9 protein-coding genes and 2 tRNA genes are annotated in these 16,333 nt (G+C 64.2%); 2 read left to right on the forward strand and 9 right to left on the reverse strand.

Translation table 11 applies throughout. The features are described from left to right. Window positions 1–14 precede the first annotated feature (14 nt). Complete coding sequence (locus LQR33_RS11590) at window positions 15–779, reverse strand: sulfite exporter TauE/SafE family protein (RefSeq protein WP_021477111.1); 765 nt, start codon at window positions 777–779, stop codon at window positions 15–17. Window positions 780–867: 88 nt separating this feature from the next. Between LQR33_RS11590 and LQR33_RS11595 the strand changes: the two genes are divergently transcribed. Continuing rightward, window positions 868–1,791, forward strand: a complete 924-nt coding sequence (locus LQR33_RS11595) for a LysR family transcriptional regulator (RefSeq protein WP_166440246.1) — start codon at window positions 868–870, stop codon at window positions 1,789–1,791. A 49-nt stretch (window positions 1,792–1,840) separates the two neighbouring features. Here the strand turns inward: LQR33_RS11595 and LQR33_RS11600 are convergent, their stop codons facing one another. The 8 genes from LQR33_RS11600 to tig form a co-directional block, all read right to left on the reverse strand. Continuing rightward, window positions 1,841–3,679 carry a SurA N-terminal domain-containing protein gene (locus LQR33_RS11600; RefSeq protein ID WP_231179651.1) on the reverse strand — a complete coding sequence of 613 codons (1,839 nt, stop codon included), beginning with the start codon at window positions 3,677–3,679 and terminating at the stop codon, window positions 1,841–1,843. 71 nt (window positions 3,680–3,750) lie between these two features. Continuing rightward, a tRNA-Asp gene (locus LQR33_RS11605) sits at window positions 3,751–3,827 on the reverse strand. Between the two features lie 7 nt (window positions 3,828–3,834). Further along, window positions 3,835–3,910, reverse strand: a tRNA-Val gene (locus LQR33_RS11610). Between the two features lie 48 nt (window positions 3,911–3,958). Next, on the reverse strand, window positions 3,959–4,228 hold the full coding sequence (locus LQR33_RS11615) for an HU family DNA-binding protein (protein ID WP_011136101.1): 270 nt from the start codon (window positions 4,226–4,228) through the stop codon (window positions 3,959–3,961). Between the two features lie 173 nt (window positions 4,229–4,401). Beyond that, entirely contained in the window at window positions 4,402–6,816 is a 2,415-nt protein-coding gene (gene lon, locus LQR33_RS11620) for an endopeptidase La (protein ID WP_021477108.1), read from the reverse strand. A 143-nt stretch (window positions 6,817–6,959) separates the two neighbouring features. Then, the gene (gene clpX, locus LQR33_RS11625; protein ID WP_221664478.1) at window positions 6,960–8,240 is read right to left on the reverse strand and encodes an ATP-dependent Clp protease ATP-binding subunit ClpX; all 1,281 of its coding nucleotides are present in this window, start codon (window positions 8,238–8,240) and stop codon (window positions 6,960–6,962) included. Window positions 8,241–8,256: 16 nt separating this feature from the next. Further along, on the reverse strand, window positions 8,257–8,889 hold the full coding sequence (gene clpP / locus LQR33_RS11630; protein WP_166440242.1) for an ATP-dependent Clp endopeptidase proteolytic subunit ClpP: 633 nt from the start codon (window positions 8,887–8,889) through the stop codon (window positions 8,257–8,259). 21 nt (window positions 8,890–8,910) lie between these two features. Continuing rightward, entirely contained in the window at window positions 8,911–10,218 is a 1,308-nt protein-coding gene (gene tig, locus LQR33_RS11635; RefSeq protein ID WP_166440241.1) for a trigger factor, read from the reverse strand. 414 nt (window positions 10,219–10,632) lie between these two features. Here tig and LQR33_RS11640 point away from each other — a divergent pair, with 414 nt between their 5' ends. Continuing rightward, window positions 10,633–16,314 (forward strand): alpha-2-macroglobulin family protein, encoded by a 5,682-nt coding sequence (locus LQR33_RS11640; protein WP_231469040.1) that lies wholly within the window; start codon window positions 10,633–10,635, stop codon window positions 16,312–16,314. Window positions 16,315–16,333: the final 19 nt, after the last annotated feature.

The following is a 16,333-nucleotide window of genomic DNA, read 5'->3' on the forward strand; positions in this document are numbered from 1 at the left end:
CCCGGGCAAAACCCTCAGCCGTGGAAAATGTCCCAGGCCAGCTTGCAGATCAGCACGCTGGTCAAGCCGAGGAACAGCACCCGCACGAAGCCGGCGCCCTTCTTCATCGCCAGCCGGGTGCCGACCATCGCGCCGGCCATATTGGCGGCCGCCATCGGCAGCGCGAGCTGATACAGCACGTGGCCGGCGCCGACGAAGAAGATCAACGCCGCGACATTGGTGGCCAGGTTCACCACCTTGGCCGCCGCCGACGCGTGCAGAAAGTCGAAGGCGAAAAAGCGGATGAAAAGGAACATCAGGAAGCTGCCGGTGCCGGGGCCGAACAGACCGTCGTAGAAACCGATGGCGCCGCCTATGGCCATGCCTACCGCCATTTCCCGGCGGCCGATGGCCACCGGCTTGTGCAGCTTGCCGAAGTCCTTCTTCCACAACGTATACACCGCCATCACCAGCAACAGCGCCAGCACCAACGGCCGGATCACCCCCTTGGGAATTTGCGACACGACAGCCGCGCCGGCGAAAGAAAACACGAAGGCGGTGGCGGCGGCTGGCAGCACCAGCCGCCACGGCAGCCGCACCCGGCTCAGATAGGAACGCGCCGCGGACAGCGTGCCCACCGCCGCCGACAGTTTATTGGTGCCGAAGATGGTGGCCGGCGCCGCATTGGGCAGCGCGCTGAACAGGCCGGGAATCTGAATCAGGCCGCCGCCGCCGACGGCCGCGTCCACCAAGCCCGCGCAAAAGGCGATCAGGCACAAAAAGCTCAAGCTCAACAACATTGTCATCCTCCTCGACGCAAATTGTACGTGCTGGCCCGAAACAATGCTTGCAATGTAATATTGCAAAAAACGCAATATTGGAACCGCTATGAAGCCGCTATGGGGCATCCGCATATTCTGCGCGGTGGTGGAGCAGAAAAGCTTCGTCTCCGCCGCCCGCCAGCTAGGCACCTCGCCCAGCAGCGCCACCCGCGCGCTGCAGGCGCTGGAAGAGGAGTTGGGCGCCATGCTGCTGGCCCGCTCCAGCAAACAGGTGGAGCTGACCATGGCCGGCGAGGCCTACTATCCCGCCGCCCGCCAGATGCTGGACCTGCAGCAGCAGGCCGAGGAGGAATTGAGCCAGCAGGCCGGCGCGCCGCGCGGCCTGTTGCGCTTCTCCGCGCCGGAGACGCTGGGGCGCGAGCTGCTGCCCGCCGTGCTGTCCAGCCTGGCCGATGCCCACGCCGGCCTGCGCTTCGAGGTGCTGTACAGCGATTCGATACTGGAGCCGATACGGGACAAGCTGGACTTCTCGATACGCGGCGCCTTCCCAGCCTCCAGCGAGCTGATCGGCCATCCGCTGTGGCATTACCGCCGCCACCTGTACGCCAGCCCAAGCTACATCGCCCGCCACGGCGCGCCGGATCATCCCGTCGAGCTGCCCCAGCACCGGGTGGTGATCCATAGCGCGCCGCGGGTGCTGAAAGCCTGGAATTTCGTATCAAGCGATGAAACCGTCAGCCTCAACCTGAATGCCTGGCATCGCAGCAACTCGGGCAACGGCGTGCTGGACGCCGTCCGCGCCGGCATGGGCATCGCCCGGCTGGGAGACTGGCTGGCGGAGCCGCTGGCCGCGCGCGGCGAGCTGGTGCGGCTGTGCCCGGATTTCCGCATCGTGTCCAGCCATGGCGATGATCCGCAGATGCATGCGGTGTTCGCCAGCCGCGGCATGCCGCGCAAGGCCAGGCTGCTGCTGGACGCGCTGCGCCAGGAGGCCCGGACGCGCGGCTTCGGCCTTCATCCGCCGCGCTGAAAGCAAAAAGCCCCGCATGCGCGGGGCTTGGCGTTCGAAGCGTGCCGGATCAGTTGTTGTCGGTCAGCGACTGCTTGCCGGCGGTGACCGGATACTTCTCGCGCAGCGCCTTCAGGTAGCTGGCCAACTGGCTGTTGGCGCTCAGCTCGCCCAGCACATTGCCCAGCTGCGCGCGGTCGGCGTCGGTGACGGCCGGGGCCGCAACCACCTTGTTGACACGATAGATCACGTACTCGCCGGTATCGTGGCGCACGCCCGCGAAGCCAGGCAGCTTGTTGCCGGCCACGGCGAACACCGCGCGGACATCGGCTGCCGGCATGCCGGCGGCGGCGCGGCGGGATACCGTGGCCGACTGGCCCCACTTCTGCGCATCCACGCCCTTGCCGGCCTTCAGCTCGGCCAGCAGAGCCTGGCCCTTCTTGTCGGCCAGCTTGGCGCCCTCCCGCTCCACCAGCTCCTTGCGGATCGCGTCGCTGACGTCGGCCAGCGGCTGCTGACGCTCCGGCTGGTGCTCGGCGATGCGGGCGACCACCAGGCGGTTGCCGCCGATATCCACCACTTCGCTGTTGTGCTTTTTCTTCAGCACATCGTCGCTGAACACGGCGGACAGCAGCTTGGCGTTGCCCAGCAGCTCATCCTGCGACGGCTGGTTGCGCTGCATCCAGTCGGAGTGCTTGACCTCCAGCTTCAGCGCGTCGACGACGCCCTTCAGCGAGTCGGCCTGCTGGTAGGCGACTTCGTTCAGCTTGTCGGCCTGTTCGCGGAACAGCGCGGCGGACTTCTGCTTCTGCAGCTTGTCCACGATCACGCCCTTGACGTCCTCCAGGCTCTGCGACTTGACCGCGTCCAGGCGGATGATGTGGAAACCGTACTCGGTTTCCACCAGGTCGCTGATCTGGCCCGGCTTCAGCTTGAACACCGCGTCGTCGAATGGCTTGACCATCATGCCGTGGCCGAAGAAGCCCAGGTCGCCGCCCTTCTCCGCGGAGCCAGGATCCTGCGACTTGGCCTTGGCCAGCTCGGCGAACTTGGCCGGATTGGCGCGCACATCCTTCAGGATGGCCTCGGCCTCGGCCTTGACCTTGGCCTTCTGCTCCGGCTTGGCGTCCTTGGCCACCGTCAGCAGGATATGCGAGGCGCGGCGCTGTTCGCCGGCCAGGTCGGCTTTGTGCTGGTCGTAGTACTTCTGCACGTCGGCGTCGCTGACCTTGATGCCCTGAGCCAAGGCATCCTGGGACAGCACCACGTAATCCAGCTTCACCTGCTCCGGCAGCTTGAAGCGCTTGGCGTTGGCGTCGTAGTAAGCCTTGAGCGCGGCGGCATCGGTCTTCACCTCGGCGCCGAAATCAGACGGCTTCAGCACCAACTGCTGCAGCTCCCGGCCTTCGCCCAGTAGCCCTGCCACGCGCGTCACCACGGTGTTGGACACGAACTGGGTGCCGGCCACGCTGTTCAGCTGGCTTTGCAGCAGGATATCGCGGCTGATGTCGGCCTCAAAGGCTTCCGGATTCGGATAGCGGCTCTTCAGGAATTCGCTGTAGCGCTGGGAGCTGAACTGGCCGTTTTCCTGAAAGGCGGGAATGGAAGCGATCACCTTGCGCAGCTGTTCCGGGCTGACGGCGACGCCGTGGTCGCGGGCCTCGGCCAGCAGCAGCTCCTGGCGGATCAGATTTTCCAGCGCGGCCTGGCGGGCGGCGGGGTCGCTAGGCTGGCCTTCCAGCGCGCGATCTAGATCTCGCTTGTAGATCTTGGTCTTGCCCACCTTGACCAGATAGGGATCGTCGGTGGCGCTGGAATAGCTGCCGACGCCGAAGCCTACGAAAGTCAGGGCCACAGCGCCCAGGATCACTTGAATGACGGTTTTGTTGTTCTGGACAAACTCGAACATGACGATTGGCTAAGGCCACCCCTGTAAAAAAAAAGGTGAACACGCAAACGGTTCACCTTCTCTTGTGTATTTGGCGGAGTGGACGGGGCTCGAACCCGCGACCCCCGGCGTGACAGGCCGGTATTCTGACCAACTGAACTACCACTCCGTGCCGTTGGTGGGCGTTGACGGAGTCGAACCGCCGACATTCTGCTTGTAAGGCAGACGCTCTACCAACTGAGCTAAACGCCCGTGCGCTCCGCCGAACCCTGCAAAATCAGGCCCCGGCGGAGTGGCAAATTATAGCGCGTCTTTCAGTGCCTTGCCAGCGCGGAACTTCGGAGAACGTGCCGCCGGGATCTTGATGGTGGCGCCGGTCTTCGGGTTGCGGCCGCTGCGCTCAGCGCGCTCGCCCACGTAGAAAGTGCCGAAACCCACCAGGGTCACGGTATCGCCTTTTTTCAAGGCGGAGGTAACGGCAGCAACCATGCCGTCCAGAGCCTTGGCAGCAGCAGCCTTGGAGATGTCGGCTTCTGCCGCGATGGCGTCAATCAGTTCAGACTTGTTCACGTAAGTCCCCTTTCGTCGTTCTCGGTCTACGTAGTTCAGATAAAAACGCTTGCTTTATAGCAAGGCGGAAATCCTTGTGTCAAGCGGCTTCCACGGTCATTTTGCTAATTCGCAAGCACAACGGGAAGCCGCGAAAACACAGCTTATTCACGGCTTCGGTAAGACCATGATTCTTAATGCTTCAGGACCGGGACATTGCTGCCCGCGTCCTGAGCGGGCGGAATGTCGCCAGATTGTTCTTCTTGCGACAGTTCTTCCGGTTGACGCTCCAACGCAAGCGCCAGCACCTCATCAATCCACTTGACCGGATGGATTTCCAGCTTCTGCTTGATGTTGGCCGGAATCTCCACCAGATCCTTTTCATTGCCCTTCGGAATCAGCACGTGGCGGATGCCGCCGCGGTGCGCCGCCAGCAATTTTTCCTTCAGACCGCCGATCGGCAGCACCTCCCCGCGCAGCGTGATCTCGCCGGTCATCGCCACGTCGGCGCGCACCGGGATGCCGGTCAGCACCGACACGATGGCCGTGGTCATCGCAATGCCCGCGCTAGGGCCGTCCTTCGGCGTCGCGCCTTCCGGCACGTGGATGTGCATGTCGCTCTTCTCGTAGAAGTCCGGCTTGACGCCCAAACTTCTGGCGCGGCTGCGCACCACGCTCATCGCCGCCGTGATCGACTCCTGCATCACCTCGCCCAGCTGGCCGGTGCGCACGATATTGCCCTTGCCGGGCAGCGACACCGCCTCGATGGTCAGCAACTCGCCGCCCACTTCGGTCCATGCCAGGCCGGTCACCTGGCCGATGCGGTTCTGCTCCTCGGCCAGGCCGTAGTCGAAGCGGCGCACGCCCAGGTACTTGTCCAGATTCTTGGCCGACACTGTCACCTTGGCCGTCTTGGTCGGCTTGAGCAACGCGCCGGTCACGACCTTGCGGCAAATCTTGGCCACTTCGCGGTCCAGGCTACGGACGCCGGCTTCGCGGGTGTAATAGCGGACGATGTCCCGGAGCGCCGATTCCTGCACCACCAGCTCGCCTTCGCGCACGCCGTTTGCCTCCATCTGCTTCGGCAGCAGGTACTTCAGCGCGATGTTCACCTTTTCGTCCTCGGTATAGCCGGAAAGACGAATGATTTCCATCCGGTCGAGCAAGGCCGGCGGGATGTTCAGCGAGTTCGCGGTGGCGACGAACATCACATCGGACAGATCGTATTCGACTTCGGCGTAGTGGTCGATGAAGGCGTGGTTCTGTTCCGGATCCAGCACTTCCAGCAGCGCCGACGACGGATCACCGCGGAAGTCGGCGCCCAGCTTGTCCACTTCATCCAGCAGGAACAGCGGGTTCTTGACGCCGATCTTGGCCATGTTCTGCAGCACCTTGCCCGGCATCGAGCCGATGTAGGTGCGGCGGTGGCCGCGGATCTCAGATTCGTCGCGCACCCCACCCAGTGCCATCCGCACGAACTTGCGGTTGGTAGCGCGGGCGATGGACTGCCCCAGCGAGGTCTTGCCCACGCCCGGAGGGCCCACCAGACACAGGATGGGCGCTTTCAGGCGGTCGACGCGCTGCTGCACCGCCAGGTACTCCAGAATGCGTTCCTTGACCTTCTCCAGGCCGAAGTGATCCTCGTCCAGCACGGCGTCAGCCGCGGCCACGTCCTTGCTGATCTTGGTCTTTTTCTTCCATGGCAGCTCGAGCAGCGTGTCGATGTAATTGCGCACCACGGTGGCCTCGGCCGACATCGGCGACATCATCTTCAGCTTCTTCAGCTCGGACAACGCCTTCTCGCGGCCTTCCTTGCTCATGCCGGCGGCCTTGATGCGGCGCTCCAGCTCGTCGTGGTCGCTGGCCTCATCCATCTCGCCCAGCTCTTTCTGGATGGCCTTGACCTGCTCGTTCAGGTAGTACTCGCGCTGGCTCTTCTCCATCTGGCGCTTGACGCGGCCGCGGATGCGCTTTTCCACCTGCAGGATGTCGATCTCGCCTTCCAGCTGCGACATCAGATGCTCGAGGCGGGTCTGCACGTCGAACATCTCCAGCACTTCCTGCTTCTGCTCCAGCTTCAACGGCAAGTGGGCGATGATGCTGTCCGCCATGCGGCCGGCCCGGTCGATGCCGGCCAGCGAATTCAGCACCTCGGGCGGGATTTTCTTGTTCAGCTTGACGTACTGCTCGAACTGCGCAAGCAGCGCGCGGCGCATCGCCTCGGTCTCGTTGGATTCTTCCAGCTCGCTGGACAGCGGCGCGAACTCGGCGACGAAGCAACCGTCCTCCTCGCCCACTTCCTTGATGGTGGCGCGCTGGCGGCCCTCCACCAACACCTTGACCGTGCCGTCCGGCAGCTTGAGCATCTGCAGCACGGCCGCGATGGTGCCCACGCTGTACAGGTCTTCGGCGGAAGGTTCGTCCTTGGAGGCCGAACGCTGGGCCACCAACAGGATCTGCTTGCCTTCGTCCATGGCCAGTTCCAGCGCACGGATCGACTTGGCCCGTCCGACAAACAACGGAATGACCATGTGCGGAAAGACCACCACATCGCGCAACGGCAGCAGCGGCAGCGTGGTCTCTTCTCTGATTTCTGCGGGTTGCGGCATATCACCTAACCTTAGCTTGGGGAAACAATGCTTGGAAAATGGGGCGAAAGGCCAGAATATCAACACCCCATACTAAAACAGATTACGTCGGTGACAAATAAAAAACCGCCCTGACGGGCGGTTCAGTCATTCAGGCCAGGCCGTCAGGCGGATTGTGCCACACCGCCGCCTTCGCGATAGATGAAAAGCGGCTTGTCGCCCTTCTCGATCACTTTCTCGTCGACGACGACCTTTTCCACATCCTGCATGGACGGCAGCTCGTACATCGTGTCCAGCAGCGCGCGCTCCAGAATGGAACGCAGGCCGCGGGCGCCGGTCTTGCGGGCAAGCGCCTGCTTGGCGATCACGCGCAGCGCCGACGGCCGAACCTCCAGCTCCACCGTCTCCAGCGAGAACAGCCTCTGGTACTGCTTGATCAGCGCGTTTTTCGGCTGAGTCAGGATGGAAACCAGCGCTTCCTCGTCCAGCTCCTCCAGCGTGGCCACCACCGGCAGACGACCGATCAATTCCGGAATCAAACCGAAACGGATGATGTCCTGCGGCTCGACTTCCTGGAACAGCTTGGTCAGGCTCTTGCCGTCGTCCTTGGAGGAGACTTCGGCGCCGAAGCCGATGCCGCCCTTCTCGGAACGCTGGCGAATGATCTTGTCCAGACCATCGAAAGCGCCGCCGCAGACGAACAGGATGTTGGTGGTGTCGACCTGGATGAACTCCTGGTTCGGATGTTTGCGGCCGCCCTGCGGCGGCACCGAGGCCACCGTGCCCTCGATCAGCTTCAGCAAGGCCTGCTGCACGCCCTCGCCCGATACGTCGCGGGTGATGGACGGGTTTTCCGACTTGCGCGAGATCTTGTCGATCTCGTCGATGTAGACGATGCCGCGCTGGGCCTTCTCCACATCGTAGTCGCACTTCTGAAGCAGCTTCTGGATGATGTGCTCGACATCCTCGCCCACATACCCCGCCTCGGTCAGCGTGGTGGCGTCGGCGATGACGAAGGGCACGTCTAGCAAGCGCGCCAGCGACTGGGCCAGCAGGGTCTTGCCGGAGCCGGTCGGACCGATCAAGAGGATGTTGCTCTTGGCCAGCTCGACGTCGTCCTTGCCGCCCTTGTTGTACAACCGCTTATAGTGGTTGTACACCGCCACCGACAGGGTCTTCTTGGCGAAGTCCTGGCCGATGATGTACTGGTCCAGGTCCGCACGAATCTCCTGCGGCGTCGGCAAGGGATGGTCGTCAGACCCGCTGCCGATCACTTCGCCGCCAGCGCCTTTTTCCAGCTCTTCGCGGATGATGTCGTTACACAGCTCGACGCATTCATTGCAAATGAACACCTGCGGTCCGGCGATCAGCCGTTGCACCTCATGCTGGCTCTTTCCGCAGAAAGAGCAGTAGAGAAGCTTCTCGTTGCTGTTTTTGTCAGCCATTAGCCAATTCCACTACTTAGGCCGTCACATCCCGACGGGAAGACAGCACTTTATCGATCATGCCGTACGCACGAGCCTCTTCCGCCGACATGAAGTTGTCGCGTTCGGTGTCGGACTGCACACGCTCCAGCGTCTGGCCCGAGTGCTTGGCCAGCAGCTCGTTCATCTTGGCCTTCACCTTGACCAGCTCGCGGGCATGGATCTCGATGTCGGTCACCTGGCCGGACAGACCGCCGCCGTACAGCAGCGGCTGGTGAATCATCACCCGGCTGTTCTCCAGCGCGAAACGCTTGCCATGGGCGCCCGCCGCCAACAGGAAGGCGCCCATGCTGGCCGCCTGCCCGATGCACAGCGTGGAAACATCCGGCTTGATGAAGTTCATCGTATCGTAGATCGACATGCCGGCGGTAATCGAACCGCCCGGCGAGTTGATGTAGAAATGGATGTCCTTGTCCGGATTTTCCGACTCCAGGAACAGCATCTGCGCCACAACCAGGTTGGCCGACTCGTCGGTGACAGGGCCGACCAGGAAGACGATGCGTTCCTTCAGCAGGCGAGAGTAGATGTCATAGGCGCGCTCGCCCCGACCGCTCTGCTCCACCACCATGGGCACCAAGCCCAGACCTTGCGCTTCCATCATAGATTTCATCGGCCACTCCAAAAGTTGTTATCAGGCTTGGCTGCCCATCAGTTCATCGAAGGACAGGTCCTTGGCTACAACATTGGCCTGAGACAGCACAAATTCAACCACGTTGTCTTCCAGAACCATCGAAGTCGGGCCTTCCAGACGGTCTTGGCTCTCGTAGTACCAAGCCAGAACGTCTTCCGGCTGCTCGTAGCTGTCGGCGAATTCGGTGATCATGGCGCGAACCTGCTCCGGCTTGGCTTCCAGCTTGTTGGCATCAACCATTTCAGACAGGATCAGGCCCAGCTTCACGCGGCGCTCGGCCTGGGCGGCGAACAGTTCCGGCGGGAACGGCATGTCTTTCACATTCATGCCGCGCTGTTGCATGTCGCGGCGGGCTTGCTCGACCAGACGGCCGATTTCGAGGCTCACCAGGGCTTTCGGCAGCTCCAGCTCGGTGGCGTCGATCAGCGCCTGCATCACGTTTTCCTTGATGCGGGCCTGCAGGCGGCGCTTCACTTCGCGCTCGACGTTCTTGCGGATTTCGCCGCGCATCTTTTCCACGTCGCCTTCGGCGATGCCCAGCATCTTGGCGAATTCTTCGTTCACTTCCGGCAGGGTGGCTTCAGCCACGTTCTTCACCAGGATCTCGAACACGGCCTTCTTGCCGGCCACGTCCTTGCCATGGTAGTCCTCGGGGAAGCTCACTTCCACGCTCTTGATGTCGCCTTCCTTGGCGCCGACGATGCCGGCTTCGAACTCGGCCAGCATCTGGCCCTGGCCCAGCACGAAGGGGAAGTTCTCGGAGGAGCCGCCTTCGAATGCCACGCCGTCGATGGCGCCCTTGAAGTCGATGATCACGCGATCGCCTTCGGCGGCTGCGCGCTCAACGCGGTTGTAGCGGGTGCGCTGCTTGCGCAGGATGTCGATGGTCTTTTCGATTTCGGCGTCGCCGACAACGGTATTCGGCTTTTCGATTTCCTTGCCGGCCAGCTCGCCGACCTTCACTTCCGGATACACTTCGAAAGTGGCGGCGAACTTGAAGTTTTCCTTATCGTCGCCGGCGGCAACCGGCTCGAAACGCGGGTAGCCGGCAACGCGCAGGCTTTGTTCGGTCACGGCTTTGTAAAAGCCTTGCTGAACCTGTTCACCCATCACCTCTTCACGCACCTGGGCGCCGTAGTTCATTTCCACGATCTTCAGCGGAGCCTTGCCCGGGCGGAAACCTTGGATCTTGGCGCCGCGGGCCACGCGCTTCAGGCGCTCGGCAACCTGGGTTTCAATGGCGGCCATCGGCAGGGCGATGTTCATGCGGCGTTCAAGATTGCTCAGAGTTTCCAGCTGTACTTGCATGTTGATTCCTTAAGTGTGACAGGTTTTAGTCATCTGGGACGGTACGACGCTCACTCCCGCCAGGTTCCGGCACCCGCCGGACGGCTTGGAAGCGGCGCTGCGTGGAGTTACACCACGCACCCAACGAAGCAAAGAGTATAGCACGCAGGGCCGGCTTGTCTGCCCCTGCGCCGCTCCGGCTTAGGCCGGGAGGCTCGCTCGGCTGCGGCTCAGGCGAGCGCCCCGCCGCGAAGCCGAAAGGATTCCGGCTTGATATTGCTGAGGATTTTCCCGACGCGCGCACGGCTGGCGGCGCCATCTGCTATCATCCCGCTTCATGCAAATTGCCATTTCCGGCAGAGAAAATATCCTGAAAGAATGAGCCTTTCCGCCCGAAACCGCGCCTCCCGGCCCCAACCCTCCCTCGGTGACGCCATGAAGACACTGCTGCGCCGCAGCCTGCTGCTCGCCGTTCTCGCCGCCCCCGCCGCCTCTCACGCCGGCGTGGTCACCTTCAGCCCGCAGGGCGAAGTGAAGGAAATCAACCAGGTGCGCGCCACCTTCTCAGCCAGCATGATCGCGCTGGGCAACAGCGCCGCGCCGGCGCCGTTCGCCTGGAGCTGCGGCCTGAAAGGCAAGGGCCATTGGGTGGACGACAAGACCTGGGCGCTGGACCTGCCGGAAACGCCCGCCGCCAATACCGACTGCCGCTTCACGCTGAAGCCCGGCCTGAAGGATGCGCAGGGCGCCGCGGTAAGCGGTCCGGCCTTCCGCTTCTTCACCGGCCTTCCCATCGTCAGCCGCAGCTGGCCGGACGAGGGACGGATCGAGGAAGACCAGGCCTTCGTGCTGAAATTCAACGCCGCCAATGTGTCGCCGTCCTCGCTCTACTGCCAGTCGTCCAGCCTGCCCGAGCGCATCCCGGCGCAGCCGCTGGCCGCTCCCGACCGCGCGGCGTTGCTCAAGCACCTGGATCTGCAAAAAGACGCCGCCCGGGTGCTGACCGTGCGTTGCGGCCAACGCCTGGCGCCGGACAGCAAGCTGTCGCTGGTGCATCTTCGCGGCGCCGGCAAGCCGGACAAGCTGGACTTCCAGGTCCGCCCCGCCTTCAGCGCCAGCATGAGCTGCCAGCGCGAAAGCGCCAAGGGCGCCTGCATCCCATTCAAGCCCGTCACGCTGAACTTCAGCTCGCCAGTGCCGGAAAAACTGGCGATGGCGGTGCGGCTGTCCGGCGGCGGCGCAGAGCGCGCGCCCCTGGCGCAGGAGCGCAGCAAGGGCGAGCCGGTGGGCAGCATCAGTTTCGCGCCGCCTTTCCCCCCGCTGGAAACGCTGACGCTGACGCTGCCCAAGGAATTCCGCGACGAGGTGGGCCGGCCGCTGGTCAATGCCGGCCGCTTCCCGCTGTCGTTCAAGCTGGGCGACTATCCGCCGCTGGCCAAATTCGCCGCCGCGCCATTCGGCATCATAGAGTCCGGCTCAGACGCCGCCTTGCCGATCACGCTGCGCGGCGTGGAGGCCAACCTGAAGATCAAGTCGGTGCAGTTGGGCGGCCAGTCGCTGCGCCTCACCCGCGACGCCGACATGATGGCGTGGCTGGCCAAGGTCCATCGTTACCATGAAAGCAACCTGCCGGCCGGCAAGGACAAGACCGTGGAAAGCCGGCGCGTGTCGCTGCTCTCCAAAAACCGCGACGCCGAGCCGCTGAAACTGCCGGCGCAGCCGGACAAGAACGGCAAATGGCCGTTCGAGGTGGTGGGCATCCCGCTGCCTAAGCCCGGCCTCTACGTGGTGGAAGTGTCGTCCCGCCTCTTGGGCAAGTCGCTGCTGGGCGCCGACAAACCGATGTACGTGCGCACCGCCGCCCTCGTCACCAATATGGCGGTGCACCTGAAGCGATCCAGCGAGAACGCCTCGGTGTGGGTCACCACGCTGGACAAGGGCAAGCCGGTGCCGGACGCCAAAATCAGCGTCTACGACTGCAAGGGCGAGGCGCTGTGGTCCGGCAAGACCGACAAGAACGGTATCGCCAGCATCAGCAAGCAGCTGAACGGCGGCGAATGCTCGTCCGACGAAGAGCTGTCCGGCCTGTTCGTCACCGCCCACGCCAAGGACGCTCAGGGCAACGAGGACGTATCCTTCGTCCGCTCCGGCTGGAACCGCGGCATCGAGTCGTGGCGCTTCCCCTTCCCCACGCAATGGAACGACAGCCCGTCCATCCTAGCCCACACCATTCTGGACCGACCGCTGTTCCGCGCCGGCGAAACGGTATCGATGAAGCACCTGCTGCGGGTGCAGGCCGGCAAGGGACTGGCCCAGCTGAAGCCCAACCAGCTGCCGCAGCAGTTGCGCATCGTCCACGACGGCAGCGGCGACGAAGTCAGCCTGCCGCTGGCCTGGCGCAACGGCCGCTACGCCGAAAGCAGCTTTACTCTGCCGAAAGAGGCCAAGCTTGGCGAATACACGCTGTATCTGGAGCGCAAGGGCACGCGCGGCCCGGACGACAAGGCCAAGCCATCCAGCCCGGAGCTGGACGGCTATTCGCTGCACAGCGGCAGCTTCCGCGTCGAGGAATTCCGCCTGCCGGTAATGACCGGCCGCATCTTCACCGCCAAGGGCGCCAATATCGGCGCCAAGCAGGTTCCGCTGAACGTGTCGATGTCCTGGGGCAACGGCGGCCCGGCCAAGGACTGGCCGGTGGAGGTCAGCGCGATGCTGGCCGACGCCTACACCCGCATCAAAGCCTACGACGGCTTCACCTTCTCTCCGCCGCAGCGCAACCGGGAAAACAGCGAAGGCTCGCTGGACGGCAAGGTGGTGCTGGACAAGGCCGCGCTCAAACTGGACGCCAACGGCAACGGCAAGGCGACCGTCGACAAGCTGCCCAAGCTGGACCGTCGCTACGATCTGGTGACCGAGGCCGCCTACCGAGACCCCAACGGCGAAACCCAGACCATCACCCGCCGCATCCCGCTGTGGCCCGCCGCCTTGCAGGTAGGCGTCAGCGTCGACAGCTGGATCACCGCCGGCCGCGCGCTGCAGCTGAAAGCCGTGGTGCTGGACACCGCCGGCAAACCCATCGCCAACAAGGACGTCAAGGTCACGCTGCGCGAGCACCGCTACCTGTCCAGCCGCAAACGGCTGGTCGGCGGCTTCTACGCCTGGGACCACAACGAGGAAACCGACGACAAGGGCAAGGTGTGCAGCGGCACCACCGACGCCCGCGGCCTGGTGTTCTGCGACATCAACCTCAAAGACGCCGGCGACATGGAGCTGATCGCCGAAGCAAAGGACGACCAGGGCAACGTCGCCCAGGCTGCGCAATCGGTTTGGGTAAGCAAGCACGACGAGCTGTGGTTCGACGTCGACAACAACGACCGCATCGACATCCTGCCCGAGAAAACCAGCTACCTGCCTGGAGAAACCGCCCGCTTCCAGGTGCGGATGCCGTTCCGCAAGGCCACCGCCTGGCTGGCCATCGAGCGCGAAGGCATCCTGGAAACCCGCGTGGTGGAACTGGAGGGCAAGGACCCGACGGTAGAACTGAAAATCGGCCCCGACTGGACGCCCAACGTCTATGTATCGGTGCTGGCCGTGCGCGGCCGAGTTCGCGACGTGCCGTGGTACTCGTTCTTCACCTGGGGCTGGAAGAGCCCGTCTGAATGGTGGGACGCCTATTGGAACGAAGGCGGCGACTACGCGCCGCCGACCGCGATGGTGGACCTGTCGCGCCCGGCCTTCAAATACGGCATCGCCGAAATCCAGGTGGGCGACGCCGCCAAGCGCCTGGACGTGGAAGTGACTCCGGCCAAAAAGAGCTACGGCATCCGCGAGACCGCCGAAGTCACCGTCAAGGTCAAGCTGCCCGGCGGCAAACCGGCGCCGGCCGGCACCGAAGTGGCCTTCGCCGCCGTCGACGAAGCGCTGCTGGAGCTGCAGCCCAACCATAGCTGGGAGCTGATGCAGGCGATGTACCAGCGCCACAGTTACGGCGTGGAAACCGCCACCGCCCAGCTGGAAGTGGTGGGCAAGCGCCATTACGGCCGCAAATCGCTGCCGCCGGGCGGCGGCGGCGGCAAGGCGCCGACGCGCGAACTGCTGGACACTCTGCTGCTCTGGCAGCCCGGCGTGAAGCTGGATGTCAACGGCAGCGCCCGGATCAAGGTGCCGATCAACGACGCCCTCACCCGCTTCCGCCTGGTGGCGGTGGCCGACGTCGGCAATGACATGTTCGGCACCGGCGAATCCGGCTTCAACGTCACGCAAGACCTGCAGCTTAGCTCCGGCATCCCGCCGCTGGCGCGCGAGGGCGACCAATTCCAGGCCGGCGTCACCGTGCGCAACGGCGGCGAGAAGCCGCTGAAGGTCAAAGTGTCCGCCGCCGCGTCCGGCTTCCCGGCGCTGCCGGCCAGGGAAATCAGCCTGCCGGTGGGCGAGGCGCGGCTGGTCAGCTGGAATGTGACGGTGCCGGAAGGCCTGAAGGAGGCCCAATGGACCTTCGCCGCCCAGCAGGTGGACGGCAAGGCCGCCGACAAGCTGGCTGTCAAGCAGCAGATCGACCCGGCGGTGCCGGTGACGGTGGAGCAGGCCACGCTGCAGCGCGTGTCGCCCGAGCTGGCCATCCCGGTGGCGCCGCCGCCAGGCGCGCTGCCGGGCCGCGGCGGCATCCGCGTCAGCCTGCAGGCCAAGCTCGGCAACAGCCTGCCCGGCGTGCGCCGCTGGTTCGAGGACTATCCTTACGCCTGCCTGGAGCAGCGCAGCTCCATCGCCATCGGCTTGTCCGACCGCAAACGCTGGGACCAGCTGATGAGCGAGCTGCCGCTGTACCTTGACGGCAACGGCCTGGCCGCCTACTTCCCGCAGGGAGAAGGCGCGCCGGACCGCGGCAGCGACGTGCTGACCAGCCATCTGCTGTCCGTCGCCAACGAGGCCGGCATGGAGATTCCGGAAAACGCGCGCAACAAGATGCTGGACGGCCTGTCAGCCTTCGTCGAAGGCAAGCTGAAACGCGACCTGCCCGGCAGCCGCCAGGACGCCGACGCCCGCCGGCTGGCCGCGATGGACGCGTTGTCGCGCTACGGCCGCTTCCGCCCGGCGATGCTGGACGTGCTGGACCTGAACCCGCAAAAGATGGGCACCGCGATGCTGGTGGACTGGCTGTCTCTGCTAAACCGCGCGGCGGACATCCCGCAGCGCGCCGGCCGCATATCCGAGGCCTCGAATCTGCTGCGCGCCCGCCTGACCTACCAGGGCACCAAAATGGGCTTCAGCACCGAGGCCAACGACAACGCCTGGTGGCTGATGGGCAACGGCGACGTCAACGCGGCCAAGCTGCTGCTGGCCGCCCGCAAGCTGCCTGACTGGCAGGCAGACATGCCGCGCCTGCTGACCGGCCTCCTCGCCCGCCAGCAGAAAGGCCACTGGGGCACCACCACCGCCAACCTATGGGGATCGCTGGCCGCCGCGCAGTTCTCTCGCCAGTTCGAAACCGTGCCGGTGACGGGCCAGACCAGCGCCATCCTCGGCAAGTCCAGCCTGAGCCTGTCTTGGCCGCAGGACGGCGTCAAACAGCTGGGCTTGCTGCCGTGGCTGTCTTCCGCTGGCAGTCTGCAGCTCAAGCACGCCGGTTCCGGCTCGCCGTGGGCCACCATCCAGGCCGAAGCCGCCATTCCGCTGAAAACCGCGCGCTACGCCGGCTACAGCATCAAGAAAACGCTGACGCCGGTCAGCCAGAAAGTGGACGGCCAGTACCAGCCCGGCGACGTGGTCAAGGTGACGCTGACCATCCAGGCCCAGAGCGATATGAGCTGGGTGGTGGTGGATGACCCGATCCCCGCCGGCGCGGCGATCCAGGGCAGCGGCCTGGGCCGCGATTCGGCGATCGACGCCAAGTCCGGCAACGGCGGCGACTACGCCGACTACATCGAACGCCGCTTCGCCGGCTACCGCGCTTATTACAGCTATGTGCCGCGCGGCGAGCTGAAGGTGGAATACACGATGCGGCTGAACAACCCAGGCGCGTTCAAGCTGCCGCCCACCCGGGTGGAAGCGATGTACGCGCCGGAGGTGTTCGGGATGTCGCCTAACGGGGTATTCAAAGTGGTAGGTGACGGAAAGTGACGTGACAGCCTTTCCTCGC

Source organism: Chromobacterium piscinae (assembly GCF_021129175.1).
Lineage (GTDB): Bacteria > Pseudomonadota > Gammaproteobacteria > Burkholderiales > Chromobacteriaceae > Chromobacterium > Chromobacterium piscinae.

Bases quoted from the DNA above. Each gene is read 5' to 3' on its own strand.
- LQR33_RS11590 (WP_021477111.1), bottom strand. From the start codon at position 779: ATGTTGTTGAGCTTGAGCTTTTTGTGCCTGATCGCCTTTTGCGCGGGC.
- LQR33_RS11595 (WP_166440246.1), top strand. From the start codon at position 868: ATGAAGCCGCTATGGGGCATCCGCATATTCTGCGCGGTGGTGGAGCAG.
- LQR33_RS11600 (WP_231179651.1), bottom strand. From the start codon at position 3,679: ATGTTCGAGTTTGTCCAGAACAACAAAACCGTCATTCAAGTGATCCTG.
- lon (WP_021477108.1), bottom strand. From the start codon at position 6,816: ATGCCGCAACCCGCAGAAATCAGAGAAGAGACCACGCTGCCGCTGCTG.
- clpX (WP_221664478.1), bottom strand. From the start codon at position 8,240: ATGGCTGACAAAAACAGCAACGAGAAGCTTCTCTACTGCTCTTTCTGC.
- clpP (WP_166440242.1), bottom strand. From the start codon at position 8,889: ATGAAATCTATGATGGAAGCGCAAGGTCTGGGCTTGGTGCCCATGGTG.
- tig (WP_166440241.1), bottom strand. From the start codon at position 10,218: ATGCAAGTACAGCTGGAAACTCTGAGCAATCTTGAACGCCGCATGAAC.
- LQR33_RS11640 (WP_231469040.1), top strand. From the start codon at position 10,633: ATGAAGACACTGCTGCGCCGCAGCCTGCTGCTCGCCGTTCTCGCCGCC.